Origin of the sequence: Sorangium sp. So ce119 (assembly GCF_051524405.1) — a bacterium.
In the GTDB taxonomy this organism is placed as follows: domain Bacteria; phylum Myxococcota_A; class Polyangia; order Polyangiales; family Polyangiaceae; genus Sorangium; species Sorangium cellulosum_G.
In genome coordinates this window covers 995400-1012893 of sequence record NZ_CP150311.1, presented here as the reverse complement: position 1 = coordinate 1012893, position 17494 = coordinate 995400, and the positions used below count along the sequence as shown (strand labels likewise).

General features: G+C 75.6%; 3 protein-coding genes. All 3 read left to right on the top strand.

Annotation, left to right across the window (positions count from 1 at the left end; genetic code table 11):
- The first annotated feature begins 140 nt into the window (after positions 1-140).
- From WME76_RS48100 to WME76_RS48090, 3 genes are read left to right on the top strand one after another with little or no spacing between them, the layout of a single operon-like run.
- Positions 141-1790 carry a PfaD family polyunsaturated fatty acid/polyketide biosynthesis protein gene (locus WME76_RS48100; RefSeq protein WP_437962937.1) on the top strand — a complete coding sequence of 550 codons (1650 nt, stop codon included), beginning with the start codon at positions 141-143 and terminating at the stop codon, positions 1788-1790.
- A gap of 27 nt (positions 1791-1817) precedes the next feature.
- A complete protein-coding gene (locus WME76_RS48095) occupies positions 1818-9497 on the top strand; it encodes an SDR family NAD(P)-dependent oxidoreductase (protein ID WP_437962936.1) in 7680 nt (2559 codons plus the stop codon).
- The gene (locus WME76_RS48090; protein ID WP_437962935.1) at positions 9494-17482 is read left to right on the top strand and encodes a beta-ketoacyl synthase N-terminal-like domain-containing protein; all 7989 of its coding nucleotides are present in this window, start codon (positions 9494-9496) and stop codon (positions 17480-17482) included. The genes WME76_RS48095 and WME76_RS48090 overlap by 4 nt, the downstream gene beginning before the upstream one ends.
- The last annotated feature ends 12 nt before the right edge of the window (positions 17483-17494 follow it).

Genomic DNA, 17494 nt, shown 5'->3' with positions numbered 1-17494 from the left:
AGAGGGAAAGCGCTTTCATGACGCGATCTCCGGGTCGCACGAGATCGGCCATCCCCGTGGCGCCATGACCGAACCATTACCGCGCGGCGATCACCACGGATGTTATAGAGCGCGAGCTTGTCATTAGGAGGCATCTCAGCATGGTAGAGAACCCGCAGGCCCTCCGCGGCGCCGGACTCCAGCCGATCGGGATCTGGCGCAGCGGACCCTGGCTCCCCGCGTTCACGTCGACCGACCTGCGGGAGGCAGTGTCCTTCGTGCGCGAGCCGGTGCACGTGGTGCGCGAGACGCCGGATGGGCGCGTCGGCGTGTCCCGCGGCGGCGCGGTCATCCGCGAGGACCAGGTGAATGGAGTGCCCACGTTCCCGCTCCTCGGCACGCTGCCCGCGCTGTACCCGGAGTGGCTCGGAGACCGCTCCTTCCTCGAGGTCCACGGCCTGCGCTTCCCCTACGTGGCCGGCGCGATGGCGAACGGTATCCACACCACGCAGATCACCATCGCCATGGCGAAGGCCGGGATGATGGGGTTCTTCGGCGCCGCCGGCCTCGGGCTGCACCGGATCGAGCAGGCGGTCGACGAGATCATCGCCGCGCTCGGCACGGAAGGCCCCACCTGGGGCTGCAACCTCATCCACGCTCCGAACCAGCCCCGGCTGGAGAGCGACACCGTGGAGCTCTACCTGAGAAAGGGTGTCCGCCGCGCCGAGGCCGCCGCCTACATGGGCCTGAACCCGATGGTCGTGCGGTTCGCCTACAGCGGCATCAGGCGCCTGCCCGACGGCCGGATCGACCGGAAGAACCACCTGTTCGCGAAGATCTCGCGCCCGGAGGTCGCCGCCCGATTCCTCGCCCCGGCGCCCGCCGAGATCCTCGATACCTGCGTTCGCAACGGGTGGCTCACCCGCGACGAGGCGGAGCTCGCGCGGAGCCTCCCGGTCGCCGAGGACATCACCGTGGAGGCCGACTCCGGCGGTCACACCGACAACCAGCCCCTCGTCGCGCTGTTCCCGGTGATCCTCGGCGTCAGGGACGATCTCGCGGCGAAGCACGGCTATCAGCGCCCGATCCGCGTCGGCGCCGCCGGCGGCCTCTCCACGCCGTCCACCGTGGCGGCGGCGTTCGCGCTCGGGGCCGCCTACGTGCTCACCGGCTCGGTCAACCAGGCGTGCGTCGAGTCGGGCCTGTCCGACGACGGCAAGAAGATGCTCGCCCAGGCCGACCTCCCGGACGTGGTCATGACGCCCGCCGCCGACATGTTCGAGCTCGGCGTGCAGGTCCAGGTGCTCAAGCGCGGCACGATGTTCGGCGTCCGCGCGCAGCGGCTCTACGACCTCTACGTCGCCCACGACTCCATCGAGTCGCTGCCCGCCGACGTGCGGGCGCGCGTCGAGCGAGAGATGTTCCAGATGTCGTGCGACGAGGTGTGGTCGGGCTGCGAGCGGTTCTTCGCGGAGCGCGACCCCGCCGAGCTCGAGCGCGCCGCGCGCGAGCCGAAGCACAAGATGGCGCTGATCTTCCGCTGGTATCTCGGCATGTCCAGCAAGTGGGCCATCGCCGGGGACCCGAAGCGCCGCGCGGATTACCAGATCTGGTGTGGCCCTGCCATGGGCGCGTTCAACCGCTGGGTCAAGGGGTCGTTCCTCGAGGATCCGCAGAACCGCTCTGTCGTCCAGGTCGCGCGCAACCTGCTCGAGGGCGCGGCCGTCGTCACGCGCGCGCAGCAGCTACGGACGTACGGCGTCCCCGTGCCGAGCGCCGCCTTCAGCTTCACTCCCCGCCCGCTCGCCTGAGCGCCTGATCATCTGCTGAGGTCCTTCATGAGCTCTTCGTCCTCCCGTACTCCGCCCATCGCAGTCGTCGGCGTGAGCGCCATCTTCCCCGGCTCGCTCGACGCTCACGGCTTCTGGCGCGACATCCTGGCTGGAACCGACCTCATCACCGACGTCCCGGAGACGCACTGGCTGGTCGAGGACTACTACGATCCCGACCCGTCCGCCCCCGACAAGACGTACGCGAAGCGCGGCGCCTTCCTGAAGAACGTGCCGTTCGATCCGCTGGAGTGGGGCGTGCCGCCCTCGATCGTGCCGGCGACGGACACGACGCAGCTCCTCGCGCTGATCGTGGCCAAGCGGGTGCTCGAGGACGCGGCGCAGGGGCAGTTCGAGTCGATGAACCGCGAGCGGATGAGCGTCATCCTCGGCGTCACGTCGGCGCAGGAGCTCCTCGCCTCGATGGTGAGCCGGATCCAGCGGCCGGTCTGGTCGAGGGCGCTCCGGGAGCTCGGGTATCCGGAGGACGAGGTGAAGCGCGCCTGCGACGCGATCTCGGGCAAGTACGTGCCGTGGCAGGAGTCGAGCTTCCCGGGCCTGCTCGGCAACGTCGTGGCCGGGCGCATCGCGAACCGGCTCGACCTCGGCGGGACGAACTGCGTGACGGACGCGGCGTGCGCGTCGTCGCTGTCGGCGATGTCGATGGCGATCAACGAGCTCGCGCTCGGCCAGTCCGATCTCGTGATCGCGGGCGGCTGCGACACGATGAACGACGCCTTCATGTACATGTGCTTCAGCAAGACGCCGGCCCTGTCGCGGTCGGGCGACTGCCGCCCGTTCTCCGACAAGGCCGACGGCACGCTCCTCGGCGAGGGCATCGCCATGGTGGCGCTCAAGCGGCTCGACGACGCCGAGCGCGACGGAGACCGGGTGTACGCGGTGATCCGCGGGATCGGCTCGTCCTCGGACGGCCGGAGCAAGAGCGTGTATGCGCCGGTGCCGGAAGGGCAGGCGAAGGCGCTGCGCCGGACCTACGCCGCCGCCGGGTACGGCGCCGAGACCGTGGAGCTGATGGAGGCCCACGGCACCGGGACGAAGGCCGGCGACGCGGCCGAGTTCGAGGGCCTGCGCGTCATGTTCGACGAGTCGGGGCGCGCCGACAGGCAGTGGTGCGCGCTCGGCAGCGTGAAGTCGCAGATCGGCCACACCAAGGCGGCGGCCGGCGCGGCGGGGCTGTTCAAGGCGATCATGGCGCTGCACCACAAGGTGCTCCCGCCGACCATCAAGGTCGACAAGCCGAACCCGAAGCTCGAGATCGAAAAGACTGCTTTCTATCTGAACACCGAGGCGCGGCCGTGGATCCGCGCGTCCGATCACCCGCGGCGGGCGTCGGTGAGCTCGTTCGGGTTCGGCGGCTCGAACTTCCACGTCGCGCTGGAGGAGTACACGGGCCCGGCGCCGCGGGCGTGGCGGGTGCGGTCCGCGCCGGCGGAGCTCGTCCTCCTGTCGGCGGACACGCCGGCGGCGCTCGCGGATCGCGCGCGCGCGATGGCGAAGGCGGCGGAGACGCCCGAGATCCTGCGCTTCCTGGCGCGGGAGTCGGTGCTCTCGTTCGACGCCTCGAGGCCGGCGCGGCTCGGGCTGTGCGCGACGGACGAGGCGGATCTCGCGAGGAAGCTCGAGCAGGTCGCGGCGCACCTCCGGGCGAAGCCGGAGCAGGCGCTCGCGGCGCCGCTCGTGCACTGCGCGAGCGGCGAGGCGCCGGGACAGGTGGCGTTCCTGTTCCCGGGGCAGGGGAGCCAGTACGTGGCGATGGGCGCCGACGTGCTGATGACGTTCGACGCGGCGCGCGCGGCGTGGGACGCGGCGGCGGGCGTGGCGATCGGCGACGCGCCGCTGCAGGAGGTGGTGTTCCCGCGGCCGGTGTTCTCGGACGAGGAGCGCCGGGCGCAGGAGGCGCGGCTGCGCGAGACGCGGTGGGCGCAGCCCGCGATCGGCGTGACGAGCCTCGCGCACCTCGGGCTGCTCGCGGCGCTGGGGGTGCGGGCCGACGCGTTCGCCGGCCACAGCTTCGGCGAGATCGCCGCGCTGCACGCGGCGGGCGCGCTGTCGGCCGCGGACCTCCTGCGCGTGGCGCGGCGGCGGGGCGAGCTGATGGGCGCGGCGTCGTCGGAGCGGGGCGCGATGATCGCGGTCCCGCGGGCCATCGACGAGGTGCGGGCGCTCGGGCTCGGCGACGTGGTGGTCGCGAACCACAACGGGCCGAAGCAGGTGGTGCTGTCGGGCTCGGTCGCGGCGATCGAGGCGGCGGAGCGGCGGCTCGGGGAGCTCGGGATCCAGGCGCGTCGCCTCGACGTGGCCGCGGCGTTCCACTCGCCGCTCGTGGCGGAGGCGAGCGCGCCGTTCCGCGAGTTCCTGGCGGGGATCGAGGTGGGGGCGCCGGCCGCGCCGGTGTACAGCAACGCGGAGGTCGAGCCGTACCCGGGCGGCGGCGACGGGGCGCGCGACCGGCTGGCGCGCCAGCTCGCCGAGCCGGTGCGGTTCGTCGAGCAGATCGAGCGGATGTACGCGGCCGGCGTGCGCACGTTCGTGGAGGTCGGCCCGGGGTCGGTGCTGACGAACCTGGTCGGCGACATCCTGAGCGGCCGGCCGCACCGCGCGGTGGCGCTCGACCGCAAGGGCAAGCACGGCGTGACGAGCCTGTTCGAGGCGGTGGCGCGGCTCGCCGTGGCCGGGGTCCCGGTGGATGCGCGCGTCCTCTGGGAGGGCTTCGCGGCGCCGGTCGACCCGCGGACGCTGCCGAAGCCGAAGCTGGCGCTGCCGATCAACGGCAGCAACTACGGCAAGCCGTACCCGCCGCAGGGCGGCGCGAAGGAGCTGCCGAAGGCGAGCGCGGCGCGGCCGGCGCAGAGGCCGGCGCCGGGGGCGAGCGCGGCGCAGCCGGCAGCGAAGGCGGCGGGGCCTGTCGCGAGCGCGGCGGAGCCGGTGGTGAGCGCGGCGCAGCCGACAGCGAAGGCGGCGGGGCCCGCCGTGACCGCGGCGGCGTCGGCAGGGAGCACGGCGCGGCCGGCGGTGAGCGGGGCGGCGCCGGTGGTGAGCGCGGCGGCGCCGGCGGTGAGCGCGGCGGCGCCGGCGGTGAGCGCGGCGGCGCCGGCGGTGAGCGCGGCGGCGCCGGCGGTGAGCGCGGCGGCGCCGGCGGTGAGCGCGGCGGCGCCGGTGGTGGTGAGCGCGTCGCGGCCGGCAGTGAGCGCGTCGCAGCCCGCAGTGAGCGCGTCCCCGGTGGTGGTGAGCACGCCCGCGGCGGCCGTCAGCCCGTCGTGGCTGGCTGCTTACCAGGAGGCGCAGCGCGCCACGGCGGAAGCCCACGGCGTGTACCAGCGCACGATGGCGGAGAGCCACATCGCCTTCTTGCAGGCGGCCGAGGCCTCCTTCGTGGGGCTCGCCGCGCTCGCGACCGGCGCTCCGTACACGGCCGCCGCGGCGGCGCCTGCGGCGCGGCCTGCGCCCATGCTGCTTGCGCCGGTGCATGCGGGGCCGATCTCGGAGGCGTCCCTGGGGCACGCAGGGGCGCTGACGAGCACCGGCAGGGGCAGCGTGGGCCAGGACGGCCTGCATGGCGCAGGCGGGGAGCACCGTGCCGCGGTCGTGACCGCGGCGCCCGCGGCCGCAGCGAGGGTGACCGTGGCAGCGCCGGCGCCCGCGGTGGCAGCCAAGGCGGCAGCCGCAGCGCCGGCGCCCGCCGTGGCGGCGCCGGTGCGGGTCGCTGCGGCGCCCGCCGCGGCGGCGAGCGCGAAGCCCGCGGCGCCCGCCGCGGCAGCACCGGCGGCGGTGGCCGCGCCGGGGGTCGATCTCGAGCGGCTGGTCCTCGAGGTGGTCGCGGACAAGACGGGGTACCCCGTCTCCATGCTCGGGCTGCAGATGGAGCTCGAGAGCGACCTCGGCATCGACAGCATCAAGCGGGTGGAGATCCTGTCGTCGGTCCGGGACCGCACGCCCGGGCTGTCGGAGGTGGACGCCTCCGCGCTGGCGCAGCTCCGCACGCTCGGCCAGGTCGTCGAGCACCTCCACACGTCGCTGCCCGCCGCCGCGTCGGCCGCGGGCGCGAGGCCTGCCGTCGGCGCTGCGCCTGCCGCCGCGCCCGCCGTCGCCGCTGCGCCTGCCGTCGCTTCCGCCCCTGCGCCGGCTGCGTCCGCGGAGGTCGAGCGGGTGGTGATGGCGGTCGTGGCCGAGACGACGGGCTACCCGGCCGAGATGCTCGGGCTGCAGATGGAGCTGGAGAGCGACCTCGGCATCGACAGCATCAAGCGGGTGGAGATCCTGTCGGCGGTCCGGGACCGCACGCCCGGGCTGTCGGAGGTGGACGCCTCGGCGCTGGCGCAGCTCCGCACGCTCGGCCAGGTCGTCGATCACCTCCGCGCCTCGCTGCCCGCGGCGCCGGCAGCGGCCGCCGTTGCCTCGCCCGTCGCGGCGCCTGCCGCTGCTTCCGCCGCGGCGCCGGCAGCGGCCGATGTCGAGCGGGTGGTGATGGCGGTCGTGGCCGAGACGACGGGCTACCCGGCCGAGATGCTCGGGCTGCAGATGGAGCTGGAGAGCGACCTCGGCATCGACAGCATCAAGCGGGTGGAGATCCTGTCGGCGGTCCGCGATCGCACGCCCGGGCTGTCGGAGGTGGACGCCTCGGCGCTGGCGCAGCTCCGCACGCTCGGCCAGGTCGTCGACCACCTCCGCGCGTCGCTGCCCGCGGCGCCGGCAGCGGCCGCAGTCGCCTTGCCGGCCGCCGTGCCGGCAGCGGCTGCTGCCGCGACACCCGCAGCGGCCGACGTCGAGCGGGTGGTGATGGCGGTCGTGGCCGAGACGACGGGCTACCCGGCCGAGATGCTCGGGTTGCAGATGGAGCTGGAGAGCGACCTCGGCATCGACAGCATCAAGCGGGTGGAGATCCTGTCGGCGGTCCGGGACCGCACGCCCGGGCTGTCGGAGGTGGACGCCTCGGCGCTGGCGCAGCTCCGCACGCTCGGCCAGGTCGTCGATCACCTCCGCGCGTCGCTGCCCGCGGCGCCGGCAGCGGCTGCCGTCGCGTCGCCGGCCGCCGTGCCGGCAGCGGTCGCTGTGACCTCGCCCGCCGCGGCGCCTGCCGCGGCTGTCGCCGCGGCGCCGGCAGCGGCCGACGTCGAGCGGGTGGTGATGGCGGTCGTGGCCGAGACGACGGGCTACCCGGCCGAGATGCTCGGGTTGCAGATGGAGCTGGAGAGCGACCTCGGCATCGACAGCATCAAGCGGGTGGAGATCCTCTCGGCGGTCCGCGATCGCACGCCCGGGCTGTCGGAGGTCGACGCCGCTGCGCTGGCGCAGCTCCGCACGCTCGGCCAGGTCGTCGACCACCTCCGCGCGAACCTCGGCCCGGCCGCAGGCGCCGCCCCGGCCGCGCCCGTCGAGGACGCGGCCTCGGCCTCCGCGGACCTCGGCCGGTGGACGCTCGCCGAGGTCCCCGCGCCCGCCGCCGGCCTCGCGATGCCCGGCCTCTTCGACGCGGGCACCGTCGTGGTCACCGGCCACGACGCGATCGGCCCCGCGCTCGTCGCCGCCCTCGGGGCGCGCGGGATCGCGGCCGAGTACGCCCATGCCGTGCCCCGCGGCGCCCGCGGCGCCGTGTTCCTCGGCGGCCTGCGCGACTTCGCCACGGTCGACGAGGCGCTCGCCGTCCACCGCGAGGCGTTCCTCGCGGCCCAGGCGATCGCGGCGAAGCCGGCCCTGTTCGTCACGGTCCAGGACACCGGGGGCGACTTCGGCCTCTCCGGCTCGGACCGCGCCTGGACGGGCGGGCTGCCCGGCCTCGCGAAGACCGCGGCGCTCGAGTGGCCCGACGCGTCCTGCCGCGCCATCGACGTCGAGCGCGCCGGGCGCCCCGCCGGCGAGCTCGCCGAGGCCATCGCCACCGAGCTCCTCTCCGGCGGCGTCGAGCTCGAGATCGGCCTGCGCGCCGACGGCCGCCGCACCGCGCTGCACAGCGCCCGCGAGGACGCGCAGCCCGGGCCGCTCCCGCTCGGGCCGTCCGACGTTGTCGTGGCGAGCGGCGGCGCCCGCGGCGTCACCGCGGCGACGCTGATCGCGCTCGCCAGGGCCAGCCGCGCGCGGTTCGCGCTGCTCGGGCGCACCGCGCTCGAGGACGACCCGGCCGCGTGCCGCGGCGTGGGCGGAGAGGCCGCGCTCAAGGCGGCGCTCGTCAAGGCGGCGGCCGCCGCGGGCCAGAAGGCGACCCCGGCGGAGATCGGCCGCCAGGTCGCGAGGATCCTCGCGAACCGCGAGGTCCGCGCGACGCTCGACGCGATCCGCGCGGCCGGCGGCGAGGCCCTCTACGTCTCGGCCGACGTGAACGACGCGCGGGCGGTGGCCGCGGCGCTCGGCGACGTGCGCCGCGCCTTCGGCCCCGTCACCGCGGTCGTCCACGGCGCGGGCGTGCTCGCCGACAAGCTCGTCGCCGAGAAGACGGTCGAGCAGTTCGACCGCGTGTTCAACACGAAGGTCGACGGCCTCCGGGCGCTGCTCGGCGCGACCGAGGGCGACCCGCTCAAGGCGATCGTCCTCTTCAGCTCGATCGCCGCGCGCAGCGGCAACAAGGGGCAGTGCGACTACGCGATGGCGAACGAGGTCCTGAACAAGGTCGCCGCCGCCGAGGCCGCGCGCCGCCCCGGCTGCGTGGTGAAGTCGCTCGGCTGGGGCCCCTGGCAGGGCGGCATGGTGAACGCGGCGCTCGAGGCGCACTTCGCGCAGCTCGGCGTGCCGCTCATCCCGCTCGCGGCGGGCGCGCGGATGCTGATCGACGAGCTCTGCGACGGCCCGGGCGCAGGCTCGCCCGCCGCGGTCGAGGTCGTGCTCGGCGCGGCGCCGACGACCCTCGCCGCCCCCGAGCACGGCCGGCGGGTCGCGCTCGCCGTCCGCGCCGACCGCGCGACGCACCCGTACCTCGCCGATCACGCCATCAACGGCGTCCCCGTCGTGCCGGTGGTGATCGCGCTCGAGTGGTTCGCCCGCGCGGCGCGCGCGTGCCGGCCGGATCTCGTCGTGACCCAGTTCCGCGACGTGCGGGTCCTGCGCGGGATCAAGCTCGCGGCGTACGAGTCGGGCGGCGAGGTGTTCCGCGTCGACTGCCGCGAGGTGAGCAACGGCCACGGCGCGGTGCTCGCGGCCGAGCTGCGCGGGCCGCAGGGGGCGCTGCACTACGCGGCGACCATCGAGATGCGGCCGCTCGCCGATCGCGTGGCCCCGAAGGGCCCCGCCGCGCCGTCGCTCGGCCCGTGGAGCGGCGGCGACGACCTGTACGACGGCCACACGCTCTTCCACGGCCGCGATTTCCAGGTGATCCGGCGGCTCGACGGCGTGAGCCGCGAGGGGATCGCGGGGACGGTCGTGGGCCTGCGCGAGGCCGGCTGGGTGACCCAGCCGTGGAAGACCGATCCGGCCGCGCTCGACGGCGGGCTGCAGCTCGCGACGCTCTGGACGCAGCACGTGCTCGGCGGCGCGGCGCTCCCGATGTCCGTGGGCGCGCTGCACACCTTCGCCGAGGGCCCGTCGGAGGGCCCGCTGCGCGCGGTGGTGCGCGGGCAGATCGTGGCCCGCGACCGCACGAAGGCGGACATCGCGTTCGTCGACGCCGGGGGCACGCTCGTCGCCGAGCTGCGCGACGTGCAGTACGTCCTCCGCCCCGACGCGGCGCGCGGCCAGGCGTGATCGAGGACCCCGTGTTCGAGCCCATCGCCATCGTCGGCCGCGGGTGCGTCCTGCCGGGCGCGCTCCACCCCGCGGCCCTCTGGGACAACGTGCTCGCGGGCAGGGACCTCCTGTCCGCCGCCCCCGAGGGCCGCTGGCGGCTCTCGCGCGAGCGCGCGGTCGTCAGCGACCCGCGCGACGCGAGGGACCGCGCGTGGAGCGACCGCGGCGGCTATGTCGCCGGCTTCGACGAGCACTTCCGACGCGTGCTCGCCCGCGACCCGTTCCCACGGCGCGGCGGCCCGCCCGAGGCCCTGCTCGCGCTCGACCCGCTCTTCCAGTGGGTGCTCTACGCCGGCCGCGAGGCGCTGCGCGAGGCCGGCCACGAGGGCCGGTCCGACCGCGCGGGCGCGGTGCTCGGCAACCTCTCGTTCCCCTCGTCGGCGATGTCCGCCTGGGCCGAGTCGACGTGGCTCGGCGAGCTCGCCGGCGTCCCGCGGCCCGATCCGCGCAACCGGTTCATGTCGGGGCTGCCCGCCCACCTGCTCGCCGACGTGCTCGGCCTCGGGGCCGGGGCGTTCGCGCTCGACGCGGCGTGCGCGTCGTCGCTGTACGCGATCGCGCACGCCTGCGAGCGCCTCCAGCACGGCGAGGCCGATCGGATGCTCGCCGGCGCCGTGTGCAGGTCGGACGACCTCTTCATCCACATCGGGTTCTGCGCGCTGTCGGCCATGAGCCGCACCGGCCGCAGCCGCCCGTTCTCGTCCGAGGCCGACGGCCTCGTCCCGGCGGAGGGCGCGGCGTTCGTGGTCCTCGAGCGCCTCTCCGACGCCGAGGCCGCGGGCAAGCCCATCCTCGGCGTGATCCGCGGCGTCGGCCTGTCGAACGACGGCCGCGGCCGCGGCCTGCTCGCGCCGGCGGTCGAGGGCCAGCTCCGCGCGATGCGGGCCGCGTACGCCATGGCCGGCCTCGATCCCCGCGAGGTCTCGCTGCTCGAGTGCCACGCGACGGGCACCCCCCTCGGCGACGCGACCGAGATCGCGACGCTCACCGAGATGTTCGGCCGCCGCGAGGTCCCGCTCGGCTCGCTCAAGTCGAACCTCGGCCACCTCGTCACGACGGCGGGCGCGGCCGGGCTCCTCAAGCTGCTCGGCGCCATGGCGGCGGGGGTCCGCCCGCCCACGCTGCACGCGGATCCGCTGAGCGACGCTGTCGCAGCGAGCTCGTTCCGGGTGCTGCAGCGGGCCGAGCCCTGGGAGGGGCGGCGCCTCGCGGGCCTGTCGGCGTTCGGCTTCGGCGGCAACAACGCCCACCTCCTCGTCGAGGCGTACGAGCCCGCCTCGCCGCCGGCCCGCGCCGCCCGCGCCGCGCCGCGCCCCGAGGCCTCGCGCGCCGCGTCCGCGCGCCCCGCCCCGGCGGGGCACCTCGCCGTGGTGGCGATGGGCCTCTGCGTCGGTGAGCTCAGCGGCGTCCCGGCGTTCGCGGAGGCGCTCCTCTCCGGCGGCGGCGCGGATCCCCGCCGCGCGACCGTCGCGTTGCCCGCCGATCAGCTCCGGTTCCCCCCGCGCGATCTGCAGCAGGCGCTCGCGCAGCAGACGCTGCTGCTCGAGGCGGCGATCGAGGCGACCGCGGGCCTCTCGCTGCCGCGCGACCGCACCGCGGTGCTCATCGGCATGGGCGCCGACACCGAGGTGTGCCGGTACATGGCGCGCTGGCGGCTCGCCGAGACGGCGCCGGCGCGGCTCGGGCCCTCGGTCGACGTCGGCGCGCTGCAGGACGCGGTGATCCCCGCGCTCCAGGCGGCGGGCGTCGTCGGCAACATGCCGAACATCCCGGCGAACCGGCTGAACAGCCAGCTCGACGTCGGTGGGCCGTCGTTCACGGTCGCCGCCGAGGAGCTCTCCGGGCCGTGGGCGCTGCGCATCGCGGGGAGCGCCCTGCGCTCCGGCGCCGTGGACGCCGCGATCGTCGGCGCCGTGGACCTCTCGTGCGAGCCCGCCCACGTGGCCGCGCTCGAGGCGCTCGGCGTCCGCCTGCCGCCCGGCGACGCGGCGGTCGTGCTCGTGGTCGAGCGCCTCGACGACGCCGTCCGCCAGCAGCACCCGGTCCTCGCCGTGGTCCTCGACGAGCCGGCCGACCCGGGCCTCGTGCTGTCGGCCACGGACCTCGCGCCGCGGTTCGGCCACGCGCACGCCGCCTCCGGCCTGCTGCACGTCGCGGCCGCGGTGCTCGCCTGCCGCCATGCCCGCAAGCCCGACGGGGCGCCGTGGTCCGACGACGTCCGCGTCGCCGAGGTCCGCTGCGCCGGCCTCGGCGGCGGCTCGCTGTCGGTCCGTATCGGGGCCGGCGGTCCGGCTGCGCCCCTGCCGCCGCCGCGGCCTTCGGAGGGACCGAAGCTCACGTTTCCCGCCCACCCGCCGGCGATCGTCGTGCCCGGCGCGGCCTCCTGCTCATCTCCCGGAGACTCCATGGAACCTGCGCCGCCTCTGCCGTCCGCCCTCGACGACCTGCCGCCGCTGTACCCCGGGCCCACGGGGTTCTCCGCCGCGGAGGATCTCCCGGCGCTGTCCCCGGACGAGCCCTTCCGGGCGGCGCCGGCGCCCGTCGCATCGCCTGCCGCGGAGGTCGCGCACGAGCCGCTGTGGGCGGCGCCGGCGGTCGTCGCGTCGACCGTCGCGGAGGTCGCGTACGAGCCGCTGCAGGTGGCGCCGGCGATCGTCGTGTCGCCTGTGCCTGGCATTCCGGGCGACGTGGTCGCCGGCGCGGCGGCGTTCACCGTGCAGCTCGCGCGGCTCCACCAGGAGTGGGTGGAGCAGCAGGCGCAGGTCCACCGCCGGTTCTTGCAGGTGCGGCAGCGCGCGCTGGACACGCTCGTCCACGCGTCCTCGGGCGCGCTCGCGACGGTGCAGGCGGCCCCCGCGGCGCAGGTCTCGCACGTCGCGCCGCTCCGCGCCGAGGCCCCGCGCCCCGTCGAGTCGCCGCGACCGATCGCGGCGCCGCGGCCTTCGCCGATCCTCGCGGACTCCGCGGGCCTCGCCCGCGCCGAGTCGCCGCGCCCCGTCACGGCGCCGCCGCGTCCCGTCGAGTCGCCGCACCCCGCCGCCGCGCCGCATCCGGCGCCGGGCCCCGCCGCGCCGCCGCGCCCCGCCGCCGCGCCGCATCCGGCGCCGGGCCCCGCCGCGCCGCCGCGCCCCGCCGCCGCGCCGCATCCGGCGCCGCGCCCCGCCACGGACGCCCTCGCGCCGAGGGGCCCCCGGTTCAGCCGCGAGCAGCTCGAGCAGCTCGCCTCGGGCCGGATCTCCGACGTGTTCGGCCCGCTCTTCGCCCAGCAGGACGGCTACCGCCGCCAGGTGCGCATGCCCATGCCGCCGCTGCTGCTCGCGGATCGGGTCACCGGGATCGACGCCGAGCCCGGCTCGATGAAGCTCGGCACGATGTGGACCGAGACCGACGTGCGGTGGGACTCCTGGTACCTGCACGACGGCGCGATGCCGGCCGGCATCATGATCGAGAGCGGTCAGGCCGACCTGCTGCTCATCAGCTGGCTCGGCGCCGACTTCGAGAACCGGGGCGAGCGCGTCTACCGGCTGCTCGGCTGCGAGCTCACCTTCTACGGCGGCCTGCCGCGCCCGGGCGACACGCTCGTCTACGACATCCACGTCGACGGGCACGCGAAGCACGGCGACGTCCGGCTGTTCTTCTTCCACTACGACTGCCGCATCGGCGGCGAGCTGCGGCTGAAGACGCGCAAGGGCCAGGCCGGCTTCTTCACCGACGAGGAGCTCGCGAACTCCGGCGGCGTCCTCTGGGACGCCGAGACCGCCGAGCCCGCGGCGGCCGCCCGCCTCGATCCCCCGCGTATCGCGTGCCAGAAGTCCGCGTTCGATCGCGCCGACATCCTCGCGTTCGCGGCCGGCGACGGCGCGGCGGCGTTCGGCCCCGGCTTCGAGCGCCTGCGCACCCACGTCAGGACGCCGCGGATCAGCGCGCCGCCGATGCTGTTCTTCGACCGTGTCGACGCGTTCGACCCGGCGGGGGGCCCGTGGAAGCGCGGCTACCTCAGGGCAACGCTGCCCATCACGAAGGACGGCTGGTACTTCGAGGGCCACTTCAAGGACGACCCGTGCATGCCGGGCACGCTCATGTTCGAGGGCTGCCTGCAGGCGCTCGCGTTCACCATGGCGGCGATGGGGTTCACGGTGGACGGGGACGGCTTCCGCTTCGAGCCCGTGCCCGAGATCCCCTACCTGCTGCGCTGCCGCGGCCAGGTGGTCCCGTCGAGCCGGCTGCTCACGTACGAGGTCTTCATCGAGGAGGTGCACGACGGCCCGCGCCCCACGGTGTACGCCGACTTCCTCTGCACGGTCGACGGCCTCAAGGCGTTCCACGCCCGCCGCGTGGGCCTGCGCCTGAGCCCCGACTGGCCGCTGACGGGCCATCCGGAGCTGCTCGACGGCCACGTCGAGCCGAAGCCGGTCGCGCGCGTCCCCTGGTCCGAGCTGGGCGCTGCGGCCCCGGGCGGCCCCGCGTCGGGCGCGTCGTCCGCGTCGGCCGCCGGCGGCTTCCCGTTCGACTACCGGAGCCTGCTCTCGTGCGCCTTGGGCCGGCCGTCGGACGCGTTCGGCCCGCTGTACCGCCGGTTCGACGAGGGCCAGCACGTCGCCCGGCTCCCGGGGCCGCCGTACCACTTCATGAGCCGGGTCCTCTCGGTCTCGAGCCCGATGGCGGCGATGAAGGCCGGCGCGAAGGTCGAGGTCGAGTACGACGTCCCGGAGGACGCCTGGTACTTCGACGAGAACGCGAGCCTCACGATGCCGTTCGCGGTGGTGCTCGAGGCCGCGCTCCAGACGTGCGGCTGGCTCGCGAGCTACGTCGGCTGTGCGCTCTCGTCCGAGAGCGCGCTGTATTTCCGCAACCTCGACGGCAAGGGCACGCTCCGCGCCGAGGTCCTCCCGTCGCCGGCCGGCGGCGCGCTGCGCACGACGTCGCAGCTCACGAGCATCTCGCGCTCGAGCGGCATGATCATCCTGGCGTTCCGGGTCGAGTGCAGCGTCGGCGGCGCCCCGGTGTACGACCTCGACACGGTGTTCGGCTTCTTCCCGAAGGCCGCGCTCGCCACGCAGGTCGGGCTCCCGCCGAAGCCCGAGGAGCTCGCCGCGCTCGAGGCCCCCTCCGATTTCGAGGTCGATCTCCGCGAGCGCCCCGCGCGGTACTGCGGCGGCAAGCTCGGGCTCGCGCGGCCGTCGTTGCTGATGATCGACCGCGTCGACGGCCTGTGGCAGGCCGGCGGCCGGAAGGGCCTCGGCCGCGTCCGCGCGCAGCGGGACGTGCACGCGTCGGAGTGGTTCTTCAAGGCCCATTTCCTGGGCGATCCGGTGCAACCCGGCTCGCTCGGCATCGAGGCGATGCTGCAGACGATCCAGTTCTGGATGCTGCACCATGACCTCCACGCGGGCCTCCGCGACCCGCGGTTCGAGCCGGTGATGACCGGGCACGAGCACGCCTGGCGGTACCGCGGCCAGGTGCTGCCGGGCAGCCGCCGCGTGACGGTCGAGACCGACATCCTCGAGGTAGGTCGCGACGACCGCGGGCCGTACGTCATCGCCGAGTCGTACCTGTGGGTGGACGGCCTTCGCATCTACGGCGCGACGCTCGGGGTGCGGATCGTCGACGGCGCCTCCTCCCGCGCGCGGCGCGACGTCGGCTTCGACGTGCGCGGCGACGCGCGCCACCTCGCGTCGCTCCCGGGCGCCGTCCACCGGAGCGCGCGGCTCCAGGAGCCCGCGGGGCGAGCCGCTGCGCCGCTGGATCCGGAGGGCCGAGGCGCGCCGTCGCTGCCGGCCGACGACGCCGAGGAGGTGCTGGATCCGGACGGGTGGGTGGCCGATCACCGCCCCACCTGGGCGCTCCCGGCGCTCCCCGGGATGAGCATGGTCGATCGGCTGGCCGGCGCCGCCTTGCGGGCGCGGCCGGGCAGCGTGGTCGTGGCGGTGGAGGACGTGGTGGTGCAGCGCTGGCTGCCCGTGCCGGGGCCGGTGCGCATCAAGGCCGAGGCCAGCGGCTCCGGCGATGTCCTCGACGTCCGGCTCCTCGCGTGGCGCGAGGCCTCGAACCCGGCGCTCTCGCGGTTCGAGCCCGTGTGTACCGGCCGCGTGCGCGTGGCCGGCGCGTACCCGCCCGCCCCTGCGCCGGAGCCTGCGCTCGACGCGCCGGAGGCGGACGACCCCTACGCCGCGGGCACGTTGTTCCACGGCCCTGCGTTCCAGTACCTGACCGCGCTGCGGCTCGGCGCGCGCGGCGCGTCGGCGACGCTCGATCCCCGCAAGGGCTCGGTGCCGCCCGGGGCGCTGCACCAGGGCATGCTCGACGCGCTCACGCACACGATCCCGCACGACCGGCTCTCCCTGTGGGATCCGGGCTGCCCGCCGGCCCAGATCGCGTTCCCGTCGCGCATCCCGTCGCTGCGCCTGTACGGGCCGGCGCCCGACGGGCCGGTGCGCGTCGAGGTGCGCTACGAGGGCCGCGACGATCGCTTCGTCTCGTTCCGGGTTCAGGCCATCGCGCAGGCCGCGCCCGCCGCCGGAGCCGGGGCCGCTGCTGGCGCCGGGGCAGGGGCCGCGGCTCTCGCGGCGTCGGGGGCTGGAGAGCGCGTGTGGCTCGAGCTCCATCTGGTCGAGGTGCTGCTCCCGCAGGGCCCGATCGGCGGCGCCCCGCCCGGGATCCGCCGGGCGTTCCTGCGCGACCGCGCGCCGGTCGAGCTCGGCGTCTCGCGCGTCGACGCGGCGTCGGGCGAGGCGCGCTGCGGCCCTGCGGACGTGCGCACGATGGACTGGATGCCGGGCACGGTGGCGCAGCTCTACGCCGCGTCGGGCGATCTCGTCGAGGCGGCGGCGGTGAAGGACCACGTCGCGCGGCGCGCGGGCGTGCACCCGTCGACCGTGTCGCTCGCCGGGATCTCCTCGGCGCAGCCGCTGACGCGCTGGCCGTTCACGGTGGCGCGCGAGGGCTCCGAGGTCGTGGTCCGCGCCGCCGGCGCGCCCGCGATCGACCTGGAGCCGGTCCGCCGCTACTGGGGCGCGGCCATGGGCCTCGGCCGCTGGCCCGCGGAGGACCTGTATTTCGGCCTGATCGAGCGGTTCATCCGCCGCGTGCACGTCGTCGATCCCGCGGCGTTCAGCGCGGTGAAGGGCCGGAGCCTGCTCTACCTGGGCAACCACCAGGTCGGCGTGGAGTCGCTGCTGTTCGGCATCGCCGTGTCCGGCCTCACCGAGGTCTCCACGGTCACGGTGGCCAAGGCCGAGCACCGCGCGACCTGGCTCGGCACGCTGCTCGCGCACTGCTTCGCGTACCCGGGCGCGCGTGATCCGAAGGTGATCACGTACTTCGACCGCGAGGACAAGGCGTCGCTCGGGGGCATCATCGCGGAGCTCGGGGCCGAGATGCAGGGCGCCGGCAAGGGGGTGATGGTGCACGTCGAGGGCACGCGGTCGCTCGAGTGCCGCACGCCCGTGCGCAAGATGAGCGGCGCGTTCATCGACATGGCGCTCGCGGTGGGCGTCCCGGTGGTGCCGGTGCGCTTCACCGGCGCGCTGCCGCCGGAGCCGCTCGACCGGCGGCTCGAGTTCCCGCTCGGCATGGGCGTGCAGGACATCTGGATCGGCCGCCCGTTCCTCCCCGAGGATCTCGCCGGTCTGACCTACAAGGACCGCAAGGAGCTCGTGATCAGCGGCATCAACGGGCTCGGACCGAGCAACGCGGTCGAGCAGCCGTTCCCCGGGGATCCTGCGTTCGCTGCGTCGGTGGACGCCTGGGTGGCGGAGGCGGGCGTCGCGCACGAGGACGCGACGATCTTCCGGGTGCTGGAGGCCTGCGCCGACCCGACGCCCGAGACGGCCGCGATCCTGGAGGCCGCGCGCACCGGTCGGCTCGTGCCGCCCGACGCCCGGCGCGCCGACTGGCTCCGCAAGCTGGCGGCGCGGCTCCTCGGGAGGCGGCTTCCAGGGTGAGCCAACGGCCGG

Excerpts from the sequence above, each read along its gene's own strand:
- WME76_RS48100 (WP_437962937.1), top strand. The coding sequence starts at position 141 with ATGGTAGAGAACCCGCAGGCCCTCCGCGGCGCCGGACTCCAGCCGATC.
- WME76_RS48095 (WP_437962936.1), top strand. The coding sequence starts at position 1,818 with ATGAGCTCTTCGTCCTCCCGTACTCCGCCCATCGCAGTCGTCGGCGTG.